Below are 17,712 nucleotides of genomic sequence, written 5' to 3'. Positions count from 1 at the left end.
GGAGGGTCAGAGACGCTCGGCGACGTACTCGGTCAGGTCGACGAGGCGGTTGGAGTAACCCCACTCGTTGTCGTACCAGGACGAGACCTTGACGAGGTTGCCCGAGACGTTGGTCAGCTCGGCGTCGAAGATCGACGAGTGCGGGTTGCCCTGGATGTCGCTCGAGACGATCGGGTCCTCGGTGTAGGCCAGGATTCCGGCGAGACGTCCCTCGGCGGCGGCCTTCTTGTAGACCTCGTTGACCTGGTCGACGGTCAGACCCTCGGTGGGGGTGACGATCGTGAGGTCGACGATCGAGCCGGTGGGAACCGGGACGCGGTACGACGAGCCGGAGAGCTTGCCGTTGAGCTCGGGAAGCACGAGGCCGATGGCCTTGGCGGCACCGGTCGAGGCGGGGACGATGTTGATCGCCGCGCCGCGCGCACGACGCAGGTCGCTGTGCGGGCCGTCCTGCAGGTTCTGGTCGGCGGTGTAGGCGTGCGCCGTCATCATGAAGCCGCGCTCGATGCCGAACGCGTCTTCGAAGACCTTGGCCAGGGGCGCGAGGCAGTTCGTGGTGCACGAGGCGTTCGAGATGATGACGTCGGTCTCGGGGTTGTACGTCTCTTCGTTCACACCCATGACGATGGTGGCGTCGTCGCCCGTGGCCGGAGCGGAGATGAGCACCTTCTTGGCGCCGCCGGCGACGTGCTTCTTCGCGTCCTCGGCCTTGGTGAAGCGGCCGGTCGACTCGATGACGATGTCGACGCCCAGCTCGCCCCAGGGGAGGTTGGCGGGGTCGCGCTCTTCGAAGACCTTGATGGTCTTGTCGCCGACGGTGATGGAGTCTTCGGTGTACGAGACCTCTTCGGCCAGGACGCCTCCGACGGAGTCGTACTTGAGGAGGTGGGCCAGGGTCTTGTTGTCGGTGAGGTCGTTCACCGCCACGATTTCCAGGTCTGCACCCTGCGCGAGAGCCGCGCGGAGGTAGTTGCGTCCGATTCGGCCGAAGCCGTTGATTCCGATCTTGACGGTCACGGAATTTCTCCTGAATCAGTTGTGCGCGAGAAGCGCGTGATTGCGGTATTCGCTGGCGGACAACGGCGTCCCGGCGGAGTGTCCCGCCGGGACGCCCACGCCGTTTACGACAGTACCAGCAGACCCGCGGTCTTCTCACGGGCGGCGGCGAAGCGCTGCTGCGCATCGGCCCAGTTGGCGATGTTCCAGAACGCCTTCACGTAGTCGGCGCGGACGTTCTTGTAGTCGAGGTAGTACGCGTGCTCCCAGACATCGAGGAGCAGGAGCGGGACCGTGCCGGCCACGATCTGGCCCTGCTGGTCGAAGAACTGCTGGATGAGGAGGTTCTCACCGATCGAATCCCAGAAGAGGCCCGCCCAGCCCGACCCCTGCACGCCGAGGGCGGCGGCGGTGAACTGACCGCGGAAGGCGTCGAACGAACCGAACTGGTCGTCGATGGCTGCCTCGAGGTCGCCGGTCGGCTTGTCGCCGCCGTTCGGGGAGAGGTTCGTCCAGAAGATGGAGTGGTTGGTGTGACCACCCAGGTTGAAGGCGAGATCCTTCTGCAGACGGTTGATGTTCGCGAAATCGCCCTTCTCGCGCGCCTCCGCGAGCAGGTCGAGCGTGGTGTTCGCGCCGTTCACGTACGTCTGGTGGTGCTTGCTGTGGTGCAGCTCCATGATCGTCGCGCTGATGTGGGGCTCCAGCGCGGCGTAGTCGTAGGGCAGTTCGGGCAGCGTGTACTTCGCCATGTTCTCAACTTCCGAATCGGCGCTGCACCGAAGCCTCGGCGCAGCGAGGGTGACGTCTTCATCCTACTGAGCGGCAACGCACGGACCGCAGGGTTGCTTCCCCGAATGACGGAGAGTATTCGCCCGGGCGGGTCGCAGAAACGACGAACGGATGCCGAGGGTTCGGCATCCGTCGGTCCGTCGCGAAGGGGGTCCGTCGCGTAGTGGTCCGTCGCGCCGGGGTCAGTCCTCGGCGCCGACGGGCACCGCGGACTCGGTGCCGGGGATCCCCTCCGCTTCGGCCTTCTTGTCGGCCATGGCGAGGAGACGGCGGATGCGACCGGCCACCGCGTCCTTGGTGAGGGGCGGGTCGGCGTGGTGGCCGAGCTCGTCGAGACTCGCGTCTCGGTGCGCGAGACGCAGCTCGCCGGCCTGCTGCAGATGCGCGGGAACCTCGTCGCCCAGGATCTCGAGCGCGCGCTCGACGCGCGCGCAGGCGGCAACCGCGGCCTGCGCCGAGCGGCGGAGATTGGCGTCATCGAAGTTGACCAGGCGGTTCACGCCCGCGCGCACTTCGCGCCGTTGCCGCATCTGGTCCCACTCGCTGGCCGTGCGACGAGCGCCCATCTCGTGCAGCGCGTTGCGGATCGCCTCGCCGTCGCGCACGACGACGCGCGGAACTCCCCGGACCTCGCGCGCCTTGGCGGGGATGCCGATGCGGTGCCCCGCGCCGACGAGCGCCATCGCGGCCTCGGACGAGGGGCAGGAGATCTCGAGCGCCGCCGAACGGCCCGGGTCGCTGAGCGAACCGCTCGCGAGGAAGGCGCCCCGCCAGATGGCGCTGAGATCGGGCCGCGACCCCGTCGTGAGCTTGTTGGGGAGGCCGCGGACGGGGCGCCGACGCTGGTCGAGCAATCCGGTCTGACGTGCGAGCGTCTCGCCGGCCTCGATGACACGGACGGCGAAGTGACCGCCGGCGCGGCCACCGGATCCCTGGACGTGGTGCAGTTCCGGCCGCACACCGTAAAGCTCCATCAGATCGCGGGCGACGCGACGAGCGAGGACATCGGAGTCCAGCTCCGCCTCGACGGCAACGCGGTTGGCGATGGAGTGCAGACCGCCCGAGAAGCGAAGGATCGCCGTGAGCTCGGCGACCCGGGCCGTCGGACGCGGGTCGCGTACGGTGATCAGCTCGGCCTTCACGTCGGCGGTCAGCGGCACGGTTCTCCTCGGTTCAGGACAATGGGGGCAACGCTCGCGACGGCGTGGGTGACACTGTCGAGGCGGCGGGGACGAGGGTACAGCCTACTCGCGGCCGAGGTCTCGGTGAGTCACCCGGACCGCGACGCCGGGGAGCTCACTGATGCGCGCAGCCAGCTCACGCACCATCACGACGGAGCGGTGCTTGCCTCCGGTGCAGCCGACGGCGACGACGGAATGGCGCTTGTTCTCCCGCTCGTAGCCGGCGAGCACGGGCCGTAGGGCGGCAGCGTAGGAATCGAGGAACTCGGTCGCGCCTTCCTGCTCGAGCACGTACTGCCGTACCGACGGGTCTTCACCGGTCAGCGGTCGCAGCTGCTCGTTCCAGAAGGGGTTCGGCAGGAACCGCATGTCCGCGACCAGGTCGACGTCGGTGGGCAGCCCGTACTTGAACCCGAAGCTCATGAGCGTGACCGTGTGACGGGCAGCACCCTCTTCACCGAAGAGCTCCACCGTCCGCAGCGAGAGCTGGTGCACGTTGTACGCGGAGGTGTCGATGACGACGTCCGCCGCTTCGCGAAGAGGCGTCAGGCGCTCGCGCTCCCGCCGGATGCCATCGAGGATCGTGCCGTCCCCCTGGAGGGGATGCGGACGTCGGACGGCCTCGAACCGGCGCACGAGCACCGCATCCGAGGCATCCAGGAAGACCACGCGCACCTGGCCGTCGGCCTGCAGGGCCCGCATCGCCTCGGGAAGGTCGCCGAAAATCGAGCGCCCTCGGACGTCCACGACCACCGCGACCCTCGGCACAGCCCCGCCGGCGCGCTCCGTCAGATCCAGGAGCGGGCGCAGCATGCGCGGCGGGAGGTTGTCGACGACGTACCAGTCGAGATCCTCGAGGGCGTTGGCAACGGTGGATCGGCCGGCACCCGACATCCCCGTGACGATCAGCACCTCGCCGGGCGCAGCCCGTGACGCCTGCATGATTCGCCCTTTCGTCGAGTCCAGCCTATCGAGACAACCGCGCGTGGATCGCCTCGGCGAGGGTCGGACCGATGCCGGGAAGCACCGTGATCTCTTCGGGCGAGGCATTCTTGAGGGCCGTCACCGAGCCGAAGTGTCGCAGCAGCGCCTTGATGCGGGCGTCGCCGAGACCCGGCACCTCGGTCAGGACGCTGGAGATGTCCCGCTTCCGACGCTTGCGCTGATGGGTGATGGCGAACCTGTGCGCCTCGTCGCGCAGCCGCTGCAGCAGGTACAGCGCCTCGGACGTCCGCGGCAGGATGACCGGGTAGTCCTCCCCCGGCAGCCACACCTCTTCCAATCGCTTCGCAATGCCGCACAGCGCGATCTCCTCGTGCCCGGCATCCGCCAGTGCCCGCGCGGCGGCGGCCACCTGCGGCTGCCCGCCGTCGACCACGAGCAGCTGCGGTCGGTACGCGAATCGGGGGCGCTTCCGCGTGGTCACGACCTCGCCGTCGGCGGTCGCCTCGGGGCTCTCGGCATCCGCGATGATCGCTCCGCCGAGCGTTTCGCGCTCGTCGTCCTCGGGTCGGTCGAGATACGCCAGCCGACGCGTGAGCACCTGGTAGAGCGAGTCGGTGTCGTCGGTGGTCTCGGCGACGCCGAACGACCGGTATTGGTCTTTGCGCGGCAGGCCGTCCTCGAACACGACCATGGATGCCACGACGTTGGTGCCCGCGAGGTGCGAGACGTCGTAGCACTCGATGCGCAGCGGCGCTTCGGCCAGCCCCAGGGCCTCCTGGAGATCGGTGAGCGCCTGCGATCGCGCGACGTAATCGCTCGTCCGACGCGTCTTGTGGAGCATGAGCGCCTGCTGCGCGTTGAGCGTCGCTGTCTTGAGGAGGTCGGCCTTGGGTCCGCGCTGCGCGACCTGCAGGGAAACGGGTCGCCCTCGGCGCTCGCGCAACCATGCCTCGAGCTGCTCGGCATCGTCGGGGAGCTCGGGCACCAGCACCTGGCGAGGGATGTCGGCGGCGACGGCGTCGCCGTATGTCCGCTGCAGCACCTGGTCGACCAGATCGGGCCCGGAGATGTCGATCTCCTTCTCGATCGTGGTGGCGCGGACACCGCGGACGCGGCCGCCGCGCACGACGAAGTGCTGCACCGTCGCGGCGAGCTCGTCCTCGGCGATGCCGAAGAGATCGGCATCCGTGTCCGCGGGGAGGACGAGGGCGCTCTTGCCGAGGACCGCGTCGATGGCCTGCAGCTTGTCGCGGTACCGGGCGGCAGCCTCGTAGTCCATGGCGGCCGAGGCTTCCATCATCCGAGCCGTGAGCGCCTTAGTGAAGCGCTGATCGCCGCCGGACATGAAGGCGACGAAGTCGTCGACGATCGCCCGATGCTCTTCGATGGTCACCTTCATCGAGCAGGGTCCGCCGCAGCGTCCGATCTGTCCCGGGAAGCAGGGTCTGCCCGATTGCATGGCCTTCTTGTAGGAGGCGTCGCTGCACGTGCGGATCGGGAAGACCTTGATCATCAGGTCGATCGTGTCGTGGACGGCCCACACCTTCGGATAGGGCCCGAAGTACTTGGCCCCCCGGATCTTCGAATTACGCGTGACGATGACCCGCGGCGCCTCGTCGGCGAGAGTGATCGCCATGAACGGGTACGACTTGTCGTCGCGGTAGCGGACGTTGAACGGCGGATCGAACTCTTTGATCCACATGTACTCCAGCTGCAGCGAATCGACATCGCTGGGCACGACCGTCCATTCGACCGACGCCGCCGTCGTGACCATGCGCCGCGTGCGTTCGTGCAGCGAGTACAGAGGAGCGAAATAGTTCGACAGGCGGGCCCGAAGGTTCTTCGCCTTGCCGACGTAGAGCACCCGCCCCTCGGCGTCGCGGAACCGGTACACCCCCGGATTGGTGGGGATCTCCCCCGCTTTGGGCCGGTAGGGCAGCTGCGACACCCGTTCCCGGGATGCCACGGCTCAGGCCCCCGCGCGGGCCAGTTCCGGCTCGCGCTCGGCGGTGTTGCGCTGCGTGCCGGTGCGACCCGTCTCGAGGAGTTCGGCCAGGAACGCCCCCGTGTGGCTCTCGGGGACGGTCGCCACCTGTTCGGGCGTGCCGGTCGCGACGATCGTGCCGCCACCGGCGCCGCCCTCGGGGCCGAGGTCGATGACCCAGTCCGAGCTCTTGATGACGTCGAGGTTGTGCTCGATGACGATCACGGTGTTGCCCTTGTCGACGAGACCGTTGAGCACCTTCAGCAGCAGCGAGACGTCTTCGAAGTGCAGCCCCGTCGTCGGCTCGTCGAGCACGTAGATCGAACGGCCGTTGCTGCGACGCTGGAGCTCGGTCGCGAGCTTCACGCGCTGGGCCTCACCGCCCGAGAGTGTCGTGGCCGACTGTCCCAGGCGCACGTAGCCGAGCCCCACGTCGACGAGCGTCTTGAGATACCGGTGGATCGCCTGGATCGGCTCGAAGAACTCGGCGGCCTCGGAGATCGGCATCTCGAGCACCTCCGCGATGTTCTTGCCCTTGTAGTGCACCGAGAGCGTGTCGCGGTTGTACCGCTTGCCGTGACAGACCTCGCAGTCGACGTAGACGTCGGGGAGGAAGTTCATCTCGATCTTGAGCGTGCCATCACCCGAGCAGGCCTCGCAGCGGCCGCCCTTGACGTTGAAGCTGAAGCGCCCCGCCTGGTAGCCGCGCACCTTCGCCTCGGGCGTCTCACTGAAGAGCGTCCGGATCCGGTCGAAGACACCCGTGTACGTCGCGGGGTTGGAGCGCGGGGTGCGGCCGATCGGAGCCTGGTCGACGTGCACGACCTTGTCGAGGTTGTCGAGACCCGTCACGCGCGTGTGCTTGCCGGGCACGCGCCGCGCACCGTTCAGCGTCGAGGCGAGGACTTCGTACAGGATGCCGTTCACCAGCGTCGACTTGCCCGAGCCGCTGACGCCGGTCACCGACGTCAGCACGCCGAGCGGGAAGTCCACCGTGACGTTCTGCAGGTTGTTCTCGCGGGCGCCGACGACCGTGACCTGGCGCTTCTTGTCGATCTTGCGGCGCTTCTTGGGCGCTTCGATCGACCGGCGCCCCGAGAGGTACGCGCCGGTGAGCGAATGATCGTCGTCGAGGAGCTGGGCGAGCGGCCCGGAGTGCACCACGTTGCCGCCGTCGACTCCGGCCCGCGGACCGATGTCGACGACCCAGTCGGCCGCGTGAATGGTCTCTTCGTCGTGCTCGACGACGATCAGGGTGTTCCCGAGGTCGCGGAGGGTTTCGAGTGTCTGAATCAGCCGACGGTTGTCACGCTGGTGCAGACCGATCGATGGCTCGTCGAGAACGTAGAGGACACCCGTGAGACCCGAACCGATCTGGGTCGCCAAGCGGATGCGCTGTGCCTCACCGCCCGAGAGCGTGCCGGCGGCGCGACCGAGGCTGAGGTAGTTCAACCCGACCTGCAGCAAGAAGTCGAGACGCGCACGGATCTCACGGAGCACTGCGGCGGCGATCGTCGCCTCGCGCTCGGTGAGGGTGAGCTTCGAGAAGAACTCCCGCGCGTCCGACAGGCTCATGCGAGACGCGGCCGCGATCGACGTTCCGTCCACCAGCACGGCCAACACCTCGGGCTTGAGCCGGTCGCCGTCGCAGACGGCGCACGGCACCTCGCGCAGGTACTCCGACCAGCGCTGACGCTGTGCGTCCGACTCCGCTTGGAGGTACTGCCGCTCGATGTACGGGACGACGCCCTCGAAGCCCGACGAGTACCGCATCTCCCGGCCGTAGCGGTTCTTCCACTTGACGGTGACTTTGTAGTTCTCGCCGCGAAGGACGGCGTCCTGCACCTCTTTCGCCAGGTCGCGCCACGGGGTGTCGAGCGAGAAGTCCAGGTCACGCGCGAGCCCCTCGAGGAGGCGCTCGTAGTACTGGAAAAGTCCCTTGCCCTGCGTCGTCCACGGCAGGATCGCGCCGTCACGGATCGAGAGTTCCTCGTCTCCCAGCATGAGGTCGACGTCGACCGACATGCGCGTCCCCAGGCCCGAGCACACCGGGCACGCGCCGAAGGGGGCGTTGAACGAGAAGGTCCGCGGCTCGATCTCGGTCAGCTGCAGCGGATGGCCATTCGGGCAGGCGAGCTTCTCGGAGAACGACTGCCAGGCGTCATCCCCCTCCTCATCGACGAAGTTCACCTGCATGATTCCGCCGGCGAGCCCGAGAGCGGTCTCGACCGAGTCGGTGATGCGGCTCAGGATGTCGCCGGATGCCACGAGTCGGTCGACAACGACAGCGATGTCGTGCTTGTAGCTCTTCTTCAGCACCGGTGGCTCGGCGAGCTGCACGAGCTCGCCATCGACGACGGCACGCGCGTATCCCTTCGCGCTGAGCTCCTTGAAGAGGTCGACGAACTCGCCCTTCTTCTGAGTCACGACGGGAGCCACGATCTGGTAGCGCGTGCGGTCGGGCAGCTCCATCAGCTGGTCGGCGATCTGCTGCACCGTCTGACGCTGGATGCGGGCACCGCACTCGGGGCAGTGCGGCACACCGATGCGCGCCCACAGCAGTCGCATGTAATCGTGGATCTCGGTGATCGTGCCGACGGTCGACCGCGGGTTGCGGTTCGTCGACTTCTGGTCGATCGAGACCGCGGGGCTCAGGCCCTCGATGAAATCGACGTCGGGACGGTCGACCTGCCCGAGGAACTGACGGGCATAGGCGCTCAGCGACTCGACGTAACGACGCTGACCCTCGGCGAAGATCGTGTCGAATGCCAGGCTCGACTTTCCCGAGCCCGAAAGGCCGGTGAACACCACGAGCGAGTCGCGCGGAATATCGAGATCGACGTTCTTCAGATTGTGGACGCGGGCACCGCGAACACTGAGCTTTCCGCTGGGGTTTCCGTGGGACGAGACAGGAACGATGGGCACCGTTCAAGTCTAGGTTCCCCCTCCGACATCGGCCCCGGGTTCGCCGCCGGCGCACGGATGTGCGAGGGTACGCGCCCCGTCCCGGTGCTCAGTCGGCGGGATCGATCCGCGCGGCGAAGGGGGCGAGCCCGTCTCGGAGTGCCACGAGTGCGGGTTCATCGATTCCGACCCGCTCCATGATCTTCCCCGGCACCTCGAGGGCGCGCTCGCGCAGCGCGCGACCCTCATCGGTGAGGTCGATATCGAGGACGCGTTCGTCGTCGGCACGCCGAGCGCGCTGCACTCGTCCCTGCGCCTCGAGTCGCTTCACGAGGGGGGAGAGCGTCGCCGGCTCCATCGCGAGTTCGCCGGCGAGGGCGCTCAGCGACCGCGGCGAACGTTCCCACAACGCGAGCATCACGAGGTACTGCGGATGCGTCAGCCCGAGAGGCTCGAGCACGGGCCGGTACAGCGACACGACGTTGCGCGCCGCTGTGACCAGGGCGAAGCAGACCTGATTCTCCAACCGCAAAGGGTCGTTCACGTGCCGCCTCCTCGATTACTTAGTACACTAATGATCATGGCACAAAAGGACGCCGACCGACCCCCGCTCCGTGAACGTGTGCGGGCCGCCGGCGGCTGGTACCAGTACATCAACACACGGCTGATCCGCGTCGCCGGCCCCGCGTCCGTGGGACCGTACGAGACGACGCCCGAGCCCGTTCGCACGGCCCGACCCTGCCCGCTGTGCGGGCACCCGATGTCGGAGCACAGCGTGGATCGCTCAGGGCCCAAGCCTCTTCTGCACTGCCCCTGATAGCGGCGAACCCCTGTGCGGCGACCCGTCCCCGCGCCGCCGGGCTCCGAAGCGTTAAACATCAGGCCGACGACCCGTCACCGCGCCGAGGAACTCCCGACGCTCAACCTCAGCCCGACGACCCGTCCCCGCGCCGGCCGCTTTCGCCGCCCGGCGGCTGTTCCCGGTGGTGCGCCTCCGCCCTCCATCACTCCAGGCGCGGGCGGCCGTCCTCGTCGAGGGGCCAGCCGGGGTTGACCGCGATCTCCCACGGATGGCCGTCCGGATCGACGAACACCCCCGAATAGCCGCCCCATTCCGTCGCGGCACCCGGACGACCCAGGGTCGCGCCCGCGCTGACCGCCTCGGCGAGGAGAGCGTCGACCTCGTCGGACCCACGGACGTTGTGCGCCAGAGTTACACCACCCCATCCGCCGCCGTCCGCAACGGCGGAGTCCGCAGCGAGGTTGTCTCGGGACCACAGCGCGAGCACCATTCCGCCGAGATCGAAGAAGGCGACCTCCCCCTCGACAGACGTCGGATGGCGATGCCATCCCAGACTCTCGTAGAAGTCGATCGACCGCGAAAGGTCGGACACCCCGAGGGTGATCAACGAGACCCTCTGCTCCATCGCGGTTCCCTTCGATCAGGCGTGACCCGCGCGCTCCATGGCCCGCAACTCTTTCTTGAGGTCTTGCACCTCGTCGCGGAGTCGCCCGGCGAGTTCGAACTTCAGCTCGCTCGCCGCCGCGAGCATCTGCTGCGTGAGGTCGGCGATCGTGGATTCGAGCTGGTCCGCTCCCTCCGCCGCGATGCCGGTACGTCGCAACTGCGGGGTCGGCGACTTGCCCTTGCCAGCTTTGTCATTACGGGAAAGCAGACTCCGGGTATCGGATGCCTCTCGGGCCAGGACCTCGGTGATGTCGGCGATCTTCTTCCGGAGCGGTTGGGGGTCGATGCCGTGCGCAGTGTTGTAAGCGATCTGCTTCTCACGACGACGCTCGGTCTCGTCGATCGCATTCCGCATCGAATCGGTGATCTTGTCGGCGTACATGTGCACCTCGCCCGAGACGTTGCGAGCGGCGCGGCCGATCGTCTGGATGAGAGACGTGCCGCTGCGGAGGAATCCCTCTTTATCGGCATCCAGGATCGCGACGAGCGACACCTCGGGAAGGTCGAGACCCTCACGCAGGAGGTTGATGCCGACGAGCACGTCGTAGACGCCCGCGCGCAGTTCGGTGAGGAGCTCCACGCGTCGCAGGGTGTCGACATCGGAGTGCAGGTACCGGACCCGCACGCCGTGCTCGCCGAGGAAGTCCGTGAGCTCTTCGGCCATCTTCTTCGTCAGCGTCGTGACGAGCACGCGCTCGTCACGATCGACGCGGACGCGGATCTGCTCGAGCAGATCGTCGATCTGTCCCTTCGACGGCTTCACCACGATCTCAGGGTCGATCAGACCCGTCGGGCGGATGATCTGCTCGACGATGCCGTCGGCGATGCCCATCTCGTAGCGACCGGGCGTTGCCGACAGATAGACCGTCTGCCCGATGCGGTTCTTGAATTCGTCCCACCGCAGCGGACGGTTGTCCATCGCGCTCGGCAGGCGGAAGCCGTGCTCGACGAGCGTGCGCTTACGCGAGGCGTCACCCTCGTACATCGCGCCGATCTGCGGAACCGTTACGTGCGACTCGTCGATGACGAGAAGGAAATCGTCGGGGAAGAAGTCGAGCAGCGTGTGCGGGGGGTCGCCGGCCATGCGCCCGTCGAGGTGGCGCGAGTAGTTCTCGATGCCCGAGCAGAACCCGAGCTGCTGCAGCATCTCGAGATCGAACGTCGTGCGCATCCGGAGTCGCTGGGCCTCGAGGAGCTTGTTCTGCGACTCGAGCTCCTTCAGCCGTTCGGCGAGCTCATGCTCGATCGTGCCGATCGCGCGCTGGACGGTGTCGGTCCCCGCGACGTAGTGGGAGGCGGGGAAGATCGGCACGGACTCCATCTTCTGCACCACGTCGCCGGTCAGCGGGTGCAGCATGTACAGCGCCTCGATCTCGTCGCCGAACATCTCGATCCGGATCGCGTATTCCTCATAGACGGGAATGATCTCGATCGTGTCGCCGCGCACCCGGAAGTTGCCGCGCGAGAAATCGACGTCGTTGCGGTTGTACTGCATCGAGATGAACTTGCGGATCAGGGCGTCGCGGTCGTACCGCTCCCCCACCTGCAGAGCCACCATGGCGCGCAGATACTCTTCGGGCGCACCGAGACCGTAGATGCACGAGACCGTCGAGACGACCACGACGTCGCGGCGGGACAGGAGCGAGTTCGTCGTCGAGTGGCGCAGGCGCTCCACCTCGGCGTTGATCGAGGAGTCCTTCTCGATGAAGGTGTCCGTCTGCGGGACGTACGCCTCGGGCTGGTAGTAGTCGTAGTACGAGACGAAGTACTCGACCGCGTTGTTCGGCATAAGCTCGCGGAACTCGTTGGCCAGCTGTGCGGCGAGGGTCTTGTTGTGCGCGAGGACGAGCGTGGGACGCTGCACGGCCTCGACGAGCCAGGCCGTGGTCGCCGACTTGCCCGTACCGGTGGCGCCGAGCAGCACGACGTCGGTCTCTCCCGCGTTGATGCGCGCGGCGAGGTCGGCGATCGCCTGCGGCTGATCACCTGACGGGGAGTATTCGCTGATGACCTCGAACGGACGGACGGAACGCGTGGCCTGCATGATTCCAGCGTAGGCGGGGCCTCCGACATCGGGGCCAGGAGGGCGTTCGCCGTGCGCGAGCGGGTGTCACCGACCCGTGAGACGCTCCCACAGCTCGTCGACCTGCCGCCGAGTGGCATCCAGGTCGCCCGTCGTGTCGATCACGACGTCGGCGAGCGCGAGCCTCTCGTCATCTCCGGCCTGCGCGGCGATGCGCGCGCGGGCGTCCGCTTCGACGAAACCCCGCTGCTCGATCAGCCGCTGCACTCGCTGCTCGGCGGGCGCGTGCGCGACGACGACGAGATCCCACTCCCCCGTTCCCCGGGCTTCCGCGAGCAGCGGCACGTCGTACACCACGACCGCGTCGGGAGCGTCGGCGAAGGCTGCACGAAACCGCCGGTGCGACTCGTCGCGTACCGCAGGATGGACGATCGCGTTCAAGGCCGCCAGCCGGTCCGGATGACCGAAGACACGGGCGCCCAGGGCGGGACGGTCGAGTGAGCCGTCCGGCCGCAGCACGTCGTCGCCGAACTCGGCGACGATCGCATCCAGCACCGGCGAGCCGGGCGACTGGACCTCGCGGACGATGGCATCGGCATCCACGACGACGGCTCCGCGCTCGGCGAGCATCCGGGAGATCGTGGACTTGCCCGACGCGATTCCGCCGGTCAGCGCGAGGAGGGTCACCCCTCGAGGATGCCACAGCCACCGCAGCCCCGAACCCCGCTCCCGCGACGGTGGTCTACGATTTGTTGAGGGCCGCAGTCGCGCCTCCCGACCGGTTGGCGAGAGTGTCATCATGCCGAATCCGAACGTCGTGGTCGTCATCGAAGACGACGTCGATATCCGCTCACTCCTCACCGCGATCCTCGAACCCGCGGGGTTCGTCGTGCATACCGCCGTCGACGGGCTGTCGGGCATCGACGCGGTGCGTCGCACCGACCCGGCCGTGACGACTCTCGACGTCAGCATGCCAGGGCTCGACGGATTCGAGACCGCGCGTCGCATCCGCGCATTCAGCGACACGCGCATCCTGATGGTGAGTGCTCGAGTGGATGCCACGGAGGAGCGACTCGCGCGCGAGGCGGGCGCGGACGACTACCTCACCAAGCCGTTCCGACCGCGCGAACTGCGCGCCCGGGTTCAGGCCCTCGTCGAACCGGGTCCTCCCGAGGACGAGTAACCGGCCCGGCTCAGTCTCCGGGGAGACCGAACGGCTGCTCGCCGGTCAACGCCGCGCGGCTTGCCCTCGAGTCTGCGCGGTCGATCAGTGTCGGTCCGTCCGCCCCGTCCGTCGAGGCCAGAGCCACGCCGATTCCCACCACCGGGACCACCGAGGTGCCCAGGTCGGACAGATCGGCGACCAGGCGCTCGTGCAGCGCACGGACCACCCGGTGGTGGTCCGTGGCGAGCGCGGTGGAGAACGCGATCGACAGACCTGAGGCATCCGCCTCACCGACGAGAGCCATAGTGGGCGCGTGCCTGCGAACGGATGCCCGGAAGGCCCGCGCCATCTCCTCCGCCTCCTCGGGGCCGAAGGCGGTCGCGACGCGGCGGAGGTCGTCCACGCGAACACCGATGACGCAGAGGTCTTCTCCTGCGGCGCGGGCACGCGCCACGAGGATCGTCAGGACCGCACCGAACGACTCACGCAGCAGCACTCCGTTCCGGTCGACGACGAGCTGTCTCGTCTCGGGGTTGCCGCGCAGCGCGGATTCGTTCGTCCGCAGCACCGAGGTGACCACGACGGCGGCGACGACCAGCGCCATCGTCAGCAAGGCGGACACGCTCGTACCGAAATACGTGAGAAAGACCGTGCTGTCCGGCCCCTGGGCCAGGAACACGATGGTGCGGACGAAGAACCAGACGGCCTCGATCCCCAGCACCACACTCAGCCCGGCAGAGCTCCACCGCCGGCTGATCGCCCCGCGCCGCGTCTCGATGGCACCGAGCAGCGCGAAGAGCGCGTTGGCGAGGAAGAGCGGAATGGCTCCCGCCCAGTCCCCCGCCCAGGCCCCCTCGACGAGGGCCACGACGACGACGACCACCAGGGCTGCGGACGTCATGACGGCGGGGATCCGCAGCGAGCGCCCGTTGAAGGCGGCGCTTCCCAGCCAGAAGAACGCCGTCGCCGCGACGAACGCGCCGTTGCCGAGCGCGACGGCGACGAACGCCCCCGGTACAGCGATCCACACCAGGTAGCAGACCGCGGAGAACACGCCCGAGAGGTAGGCGGCAGCCCACAGCCGACCCGGCAGCGCGTCCCGCAGCATGAGGGTGTCCAGCAGGTACATCACCGCGGACACCAGGATGACGAGCGACGAGGCTGTCTGCAGACTCAGGACGTCGAAGACCATGACGCCGTTCCTTCCCTCTGAGGCAGACGCACGGTGAAAACCGACCCCGATCCGGGCTCGGTCTCCATCGTGATGTCGCCGCCGTGTGCGCGCACGATGTCGCGGCTGATGGCCAGTCCCAGGCCGCTGCCGTGCACGCTGGAATTGCGAACGGCGTCGGCGCGGAAGAACCGCTCGAAGATGCGCCCCTGCTCGCTCGGGGAGATGCCGGGGCCGTCGTCCGCGACCGTGATCAGAACGGTGTCGTCCTCGCGCCTCACCGACACCACGACCACTCCCCCGCGGCTGTTGTACTTCACCGCGTTGGTCAGCAAATTGTCCACGACCTGCCGCAAGCGGTGCGCATCGACGAGGGCCGGGCACGAGCGCACACTGGACGCATCGATTCGGATGCCGTGCGCCGCCGCCCGCGGGGCCACCGATGTCACCGCGCTCTCCACGATCTCGGCGACATCCGTGGGCGCAGGGTGCAGGGCGAAACCGACGCCGTGCCGCGAGGCCGCCGACATCGCCAGGATGTCGGCAACCAATTCCCGCAAGCGCGTGGCGTTGCGCTCCGCGACCTCCAGCTGCTCACGGGTCACGGTGTCGAGGTTCTCGTCGTCGAGCGCGAGTTCGAGATAGCCGATGATCGAGGTGAGCGGCGTGCGGAGCTCGTGCGAGACACTGGCCACGAGATCCTCACGTGCCCGCAGCGCCAGCTCCTCGGCCGTGACATCCCGCGAGACGACGACACTGCCACCGTCCCTGCCGTCGCGGGACGGGAGGTGCCGCGCGGTGACGTTCAAGGCGCGACGGTCTGCTCCTGGCATCCCGTACCACACGAGCGCACCCTCGAACACCTCGCCGGCACGGGCTCGCGCCAGCGGCGTCGCGATGGGGTCGAGCGGTGTGATGCCGTCGGCGCTGAACGCGGGAGAAGGTCCGACCGGGTCGGCACTTGCTTGAAGACGGGCGTGCGCCTCGTTGCTGACGGCGAATTCTCCTTCGGCGGTGATACGGATGACACCGAAGTCCACCGCATCCAGCACCTCGGTCACGAGGTCCTCCTGGCGCCGTGCGTGTTCGAGCGACCGGCGTAGTTCGGCGGACTGCTTCTCGAGCAGCGCGCGCTGCGCTCGGGTACGCCGCGCGGCGAAGTGCGACATCGTAGCCAGCGCGGCGAGGGTGAACGGCAGCACGAACGTCGACGCCGCGACGAGTTGGCTCTCGTCGATCGCCTGGTACGCGATGATGGCCGAGACGGCCGCCGTCACACCGACGACGCCGCGGACCCCGAAGATCGAACCGATCCACATGGCGGGGAAAGCCCAGAGCAGACCGATGCCGGCGACGGGGGCGCTGTCGCGCAACAACCCGATCGCGGCGACGTCGACCACGGGCGCGACCAGCAGGATCCACGACGGCATACGGTCGCGCGGCAGAAGCACGACGAGTGCGGCACAGGCGAAGATGATGCCCGCTCCCGCCACGAAGAGCGTGACGTTCTGGATCTGCCCGAGCAACAAAGTCACCGCGACCGCGAGAACGGTCGCCGATGCCTGCAGGAGCTGGCTGGTCAGCAGGCTGCGGTGAAGGCCGAGCCGCTCGCTCGGCGACGGGCCGGACATGGCCTCGACCCTAGCGCGGGAGGGCCCCGCACGGACGGTCCCCGCACGCGCCACGCCGCGAGATCACGGCATCCCGCGTCCGGGTGGTCCACCGGCGTCCCCGGCGTCAGAACCCGAAGTCTCCCCCGAAATCGCCACCGAAATCTCCGCCGACGTCGTCGAATCCGCCCACGTCCGCCGCACCGGAATTGTCGATGGATGCCGCGTCACCGCCGTCGGCGGCCACCCCGTCCTGGTATCCCTCGGCGTACCCCGGGTCGAACAGCGATCCGACGAGCGCGGAGCCGATGACGTAGCCGCCGATCGTCCCCAGCATCGATGCGCCGAGCATCGATCCGAAGCCCCCGCCGCCCATGCCACCGCCACCCATGCCCCCACCGAACGAGCGGCCACCGAACGTTCGCTCCATGAAGCCGGGCCGCATGTACTCCGCCCGCGTCGCGGCGCGTGCGAGCGAGGCCGGGTCGTCGCCGAGCGGTCGCTCCGAGGCGGGGAGTCCTGACGACATCTCCTGGAGCACCTGTTGACGCTGGCTCGGGGTCAGCCGGGCGAACGCTTCCGCGTGGACCTGTTCCACCGTTTCGGGCGGGGCCGTTCGCAGCAGGTAGCGGTACCGTTCGAGCGCCTGCGCATCGTCGCTCGAGGGCGCGGACGCCGACCCGGAGCTTCCCGGCGGCGGCGGGGCGTAACGGCCCTCCGCGTCCCGGTACCTCCCGGCTGACGTGCGGGGCACGGATGGGGTAGGGGCGTGACGCTCGTCGTCGCGGCCGCCGAAGAGTCGATCGAGGAAGCCCATGGGTGCCCTCCCGGTGTGTGGTGACCTCACGGTAAGGCCGCCGCCTTTGAGTCCCCTGTGTCGCGGGGGCCCGCTCACCCTCGCCGAGCGATGGCCTCGCTCATCCAGCGTGCGTGAAGGCTCCACGGATCGACTACCCCTTCGCGCAGCGCCGCGACGTGCGCAGCGAGAGCGTCACTGTGCTGGAACCACTCGGACTCCCCCAGGCGGTCGGCGGCGAATTGCGAATGACGACGCCGTTCGAGCCCCCGATCGCCGCGTTCGAAGGCCAACAACTCCTCGTGACGGATTGCTCGTAGTCGTTGCCGCGGCTGCGCACTGGTGCCGATCTTCACGCGGTCGCGAAACCTCAGGTAGTAGACGACGTCCACGCGCGGCGGAGGGAGTTCTCCGTCGATCGGGTCGCCGTGCCGCCACTCGCATACGGCGCACAACCACCCGCTCGGCCACCGCACACCCAGCCGTGAACCGCACAAGGTGCACGGGGCCGGCAAGACGTCGGTGACGCCGTCACGGGATGCCGCCCACTCCGCGGCGACGGCCAGGTGCTCGCCGCACAGGGCGAACGGGGCCTCGGGTGAGGCGACATCCCCGCATCCGGGGATGAGGCACGAAGGCGATTCGCTCATGGTCGGAGCGTATGCGTGCCCCCCGAC

16 protein-coding genes are annotated in these 17,712 nt (G+C 68.2%); 2 read left to right on the top strand and 14 right to left on the bottom strand.

Translation table 11 applies throughout. From position 1 onward, the window contains the following. Positions 1-6 precede the first annotated feature (6 nt). The 7 genes from gap to AC3WLZ_RS06755 all read right to left on the bottom strand — a co-directional run bounded on the left by gap (position 7) and on the right by AC3WLZ_RS06755 (position 9,346). Positions 7-1,017, bottom strand: a complete 1,011-nt coding sequence (gene gap / locus AC3WLZ_RS06785) for a type I glyceraldehyde-3-phosphate dehydrogenase (protein WP_412924331.1) — start codon at positions 1,015-1,017, stop codon at positions 7-9. A gap of 104 nt (positions 1,018-1,121) precedes the next feature. Beyond that, positions 1,122-1,748 (bottom strand): superoxide dismutase, encoded by a 627-nt coding sequence (locus tag AC3WLZ_RS06780; RefSeq protein ID WP_412924330.1) that lies wholly within the window; start codon positions 1,746-1,748, stop codon positions 1,122-1,124. Positions 1,749-1,970: 222 nt separating this feature from the next. Continuing rightward, the gene (gene whiA, locus AC3WLZ_RS06775) at positions 1,971-2,948 is read right to left on the bottom strand and encodes a DNA-binding protein WhiA (protein WP_412924329.1); all 978 of its coding nucleotides are present in this window, start codon (positions 2,946-2,948) and stop codon (positions 1,971-1,973) included. Positions 2,949-3,032: 84 nt separating this feature from the next. Continuing rightward, the gene (gene rapZ / locus AC3WLZ_RS06770; RefSeq protein WP_492469534.1) at positions 3,033-3,911 is read right to left on the bottom strand and encodes an RNase adapter RapZ; all 879 of its coding nucleotides are present in this window, start codon (positions 3,909-3,911) and stop codon (positions 3,033-3,035) included. Between the two features lie 25 nt (positions 3,912-3,936). Beyond that, positions 3,937-5,880, bottom strand: a complete 1,944-nt coding sequence (gene uvrC, locus AC3WLZ_RS06765) for an excinuclease ABC subunit UvrC (protein WP_492469533.1) — start codon at positions 5,878-5,880, stop codon at positions 3,937-3,939. Positions 5,881-5,883: 3 nt separating this feature from the next. Continuing rightward, a complete protein-coding gene (gene uvrA / locus AC3WLZ_RS06760; protein WP_492469532.1) occupies positions 5,884-8,823 on the bottom strand; it encodes an excinuclease ABC subunit UvrA in 2,940 nt (979 codons plus the stop codon). Between the two features lie 88 nt (positions 8,824-8,911). Further along, positions 8,912-9,346, bottom strand: a complete 435-nt coding sequence (locus AC3WLZ_RS06755; RefSeq protein ID WP_492469531.1) for a MarR family winged helix-turn-helix transcriptional regulator — start codon at positions 9,344-9,346, stop codon at positions 8,912-8,914. 36 nt (positions 9,347-9,382) lie between these two features. On the opposite strand from AC3WLZ_RS06755, the gene AC3WLZ_RS06750 reads away from it, so the two are divergent. Next, the gene (locus AC3WLZ_RS06750) at positions 9,383-9,619 is read left to right on the top strand and encodes a hypothetical protein (protein ID WP_412924324.1); all 237 of its coding nucleotides are present in this window, start codon (positions 9,383-9,385) and stop codon (positions 9,617-9,619) included. A 187-nt stretch (positions 9,620-9,806) separates the two neighbouring features. On the opposite strand, the gene AC3WLZ_RS06745 is transcribed toward AC3WLZ_RS06750, so the two are convergent. The 3 genes from AC3WLZ_RS06745 to coaE all read right to left on the bottom strand — a co-directional run bounded on the left by AC3WLZ_RS06745 (position 9,807) and on the right by coaE (position 12,980). After that, positions 9,807-10,229: a VOC family protein gene (locus tag AC3WLZ_RS06745; protein ID WP_412924323.1), complete on the bottom strand. Its 423-nt coding sequence runs from the start codon at positions 10,227-10,229 to the stop codon at positions 9,807-9,809. Positions 10,230-10,244: 15 nt separating this feature from the next. Continuing rightward, positions 10,245-12,314, bottom strand: a complete 2,070-nt coding sequence (gene uvrB, locus AC3WLZ_RS06740; protein ID WP_412924322.1) for an excinuclease ABC subunit UvrB — start codon at positions 12,312-12,314, stop codon at positions 10,245-10,247. A 66-nt stretch (positions 12,315-12,380) separates the two neighbouring features. Next, positions 12,381-12,980, bottom strand: coding sequence for a dephospho-CoA kinase (gene coaE, locus AC3WLZ_RS06735; RefSeq protein ID WP_412924321.1), 600 nt, complete (start codon positions 12,978-12,980; stop codon positions 12,381-12,383). A 112-nt stretch (positions 12,981-13,092) separates the two neighbouring features. Between coaE and AC3WLZ_RS06730 the strand changes: the two genes are divergently transcribed. Continuing rightward, on the top strand, positions 13,093-13,476 hold the full coding sequence (locus AC3WLZ_RS06730; RefSeq protein WP_412924320.1) for a response regulator transcription factor: 384 nt from the start codon (positions 13,093-13,095) through the stop codon (positions 13,474-13,476). Between the two features lie 10 nt (positions 13,477-13,486). On the opposite strand, the gene AC3WLZ_RS06725 is transcribed toward AC3WLZ_RS06730, so the two are convergent. The 4 genes from AC3WLZ_RS06725 to AC3WLZ_RS06710 form a co-directional block, all read right to left on the bottom strand. Then, complete coding sequence (locus AC3WLZ_RS06725; RefSeq protein ID WP_492469530.1) at positions 13,487-14,650, bottom strand: hypothetical protein; 1,164 nt, start codon at positions 14,648-14,650, stop codon at positions 13,487-13,489. Beyond that, entirely contained in the window at positions 14,632-16,260 is a 1,629-nt protein-coding gene (locus AC3WLZ_RS06720; protein WP_492469529.1) for a sensor histidine kinase, read from the bottom strand. Before AC3WLZ_RS06720 ends, AC3WLZ_RS06725 begins: the two co-directional genes overlap by 19 nt. A 106-nt stretch (positions 16,261-16,366) precedes the next feature. Next, positions 16,367-17,056 (bottom strand): hypothetical protein, encoded by a 690-nt coding sequence (locus AC3WLZ_RS06715; RefSeq protein WP_492469528.1) that lies wholly within the window; start codon positions 17,054-17,056, stop codon positions 16,367-16,369. A 74-nt stretch (positions 17,057-17,130) separates the two neighbouring features. Then, a complete protein-coding gene (locus tag AC3WLZ_RS06710; RefSeq protein WP_492469527.1) occupies positions 17,131-17,685 on the bottom strand; it encodes a GIY-YIG nuclease family protein in 555 nt (184 codons plus the stop codon). Positions 17,686-17,712 lie beyond the last annotated feature (27 nt).

The organism is Microbacterium sp. FW305-3-2-15-F-LB2, from assembly GCF_058787255.1.
This window is presented reverse-complemented; position numbering and strand designations above follow the sequence as displayed.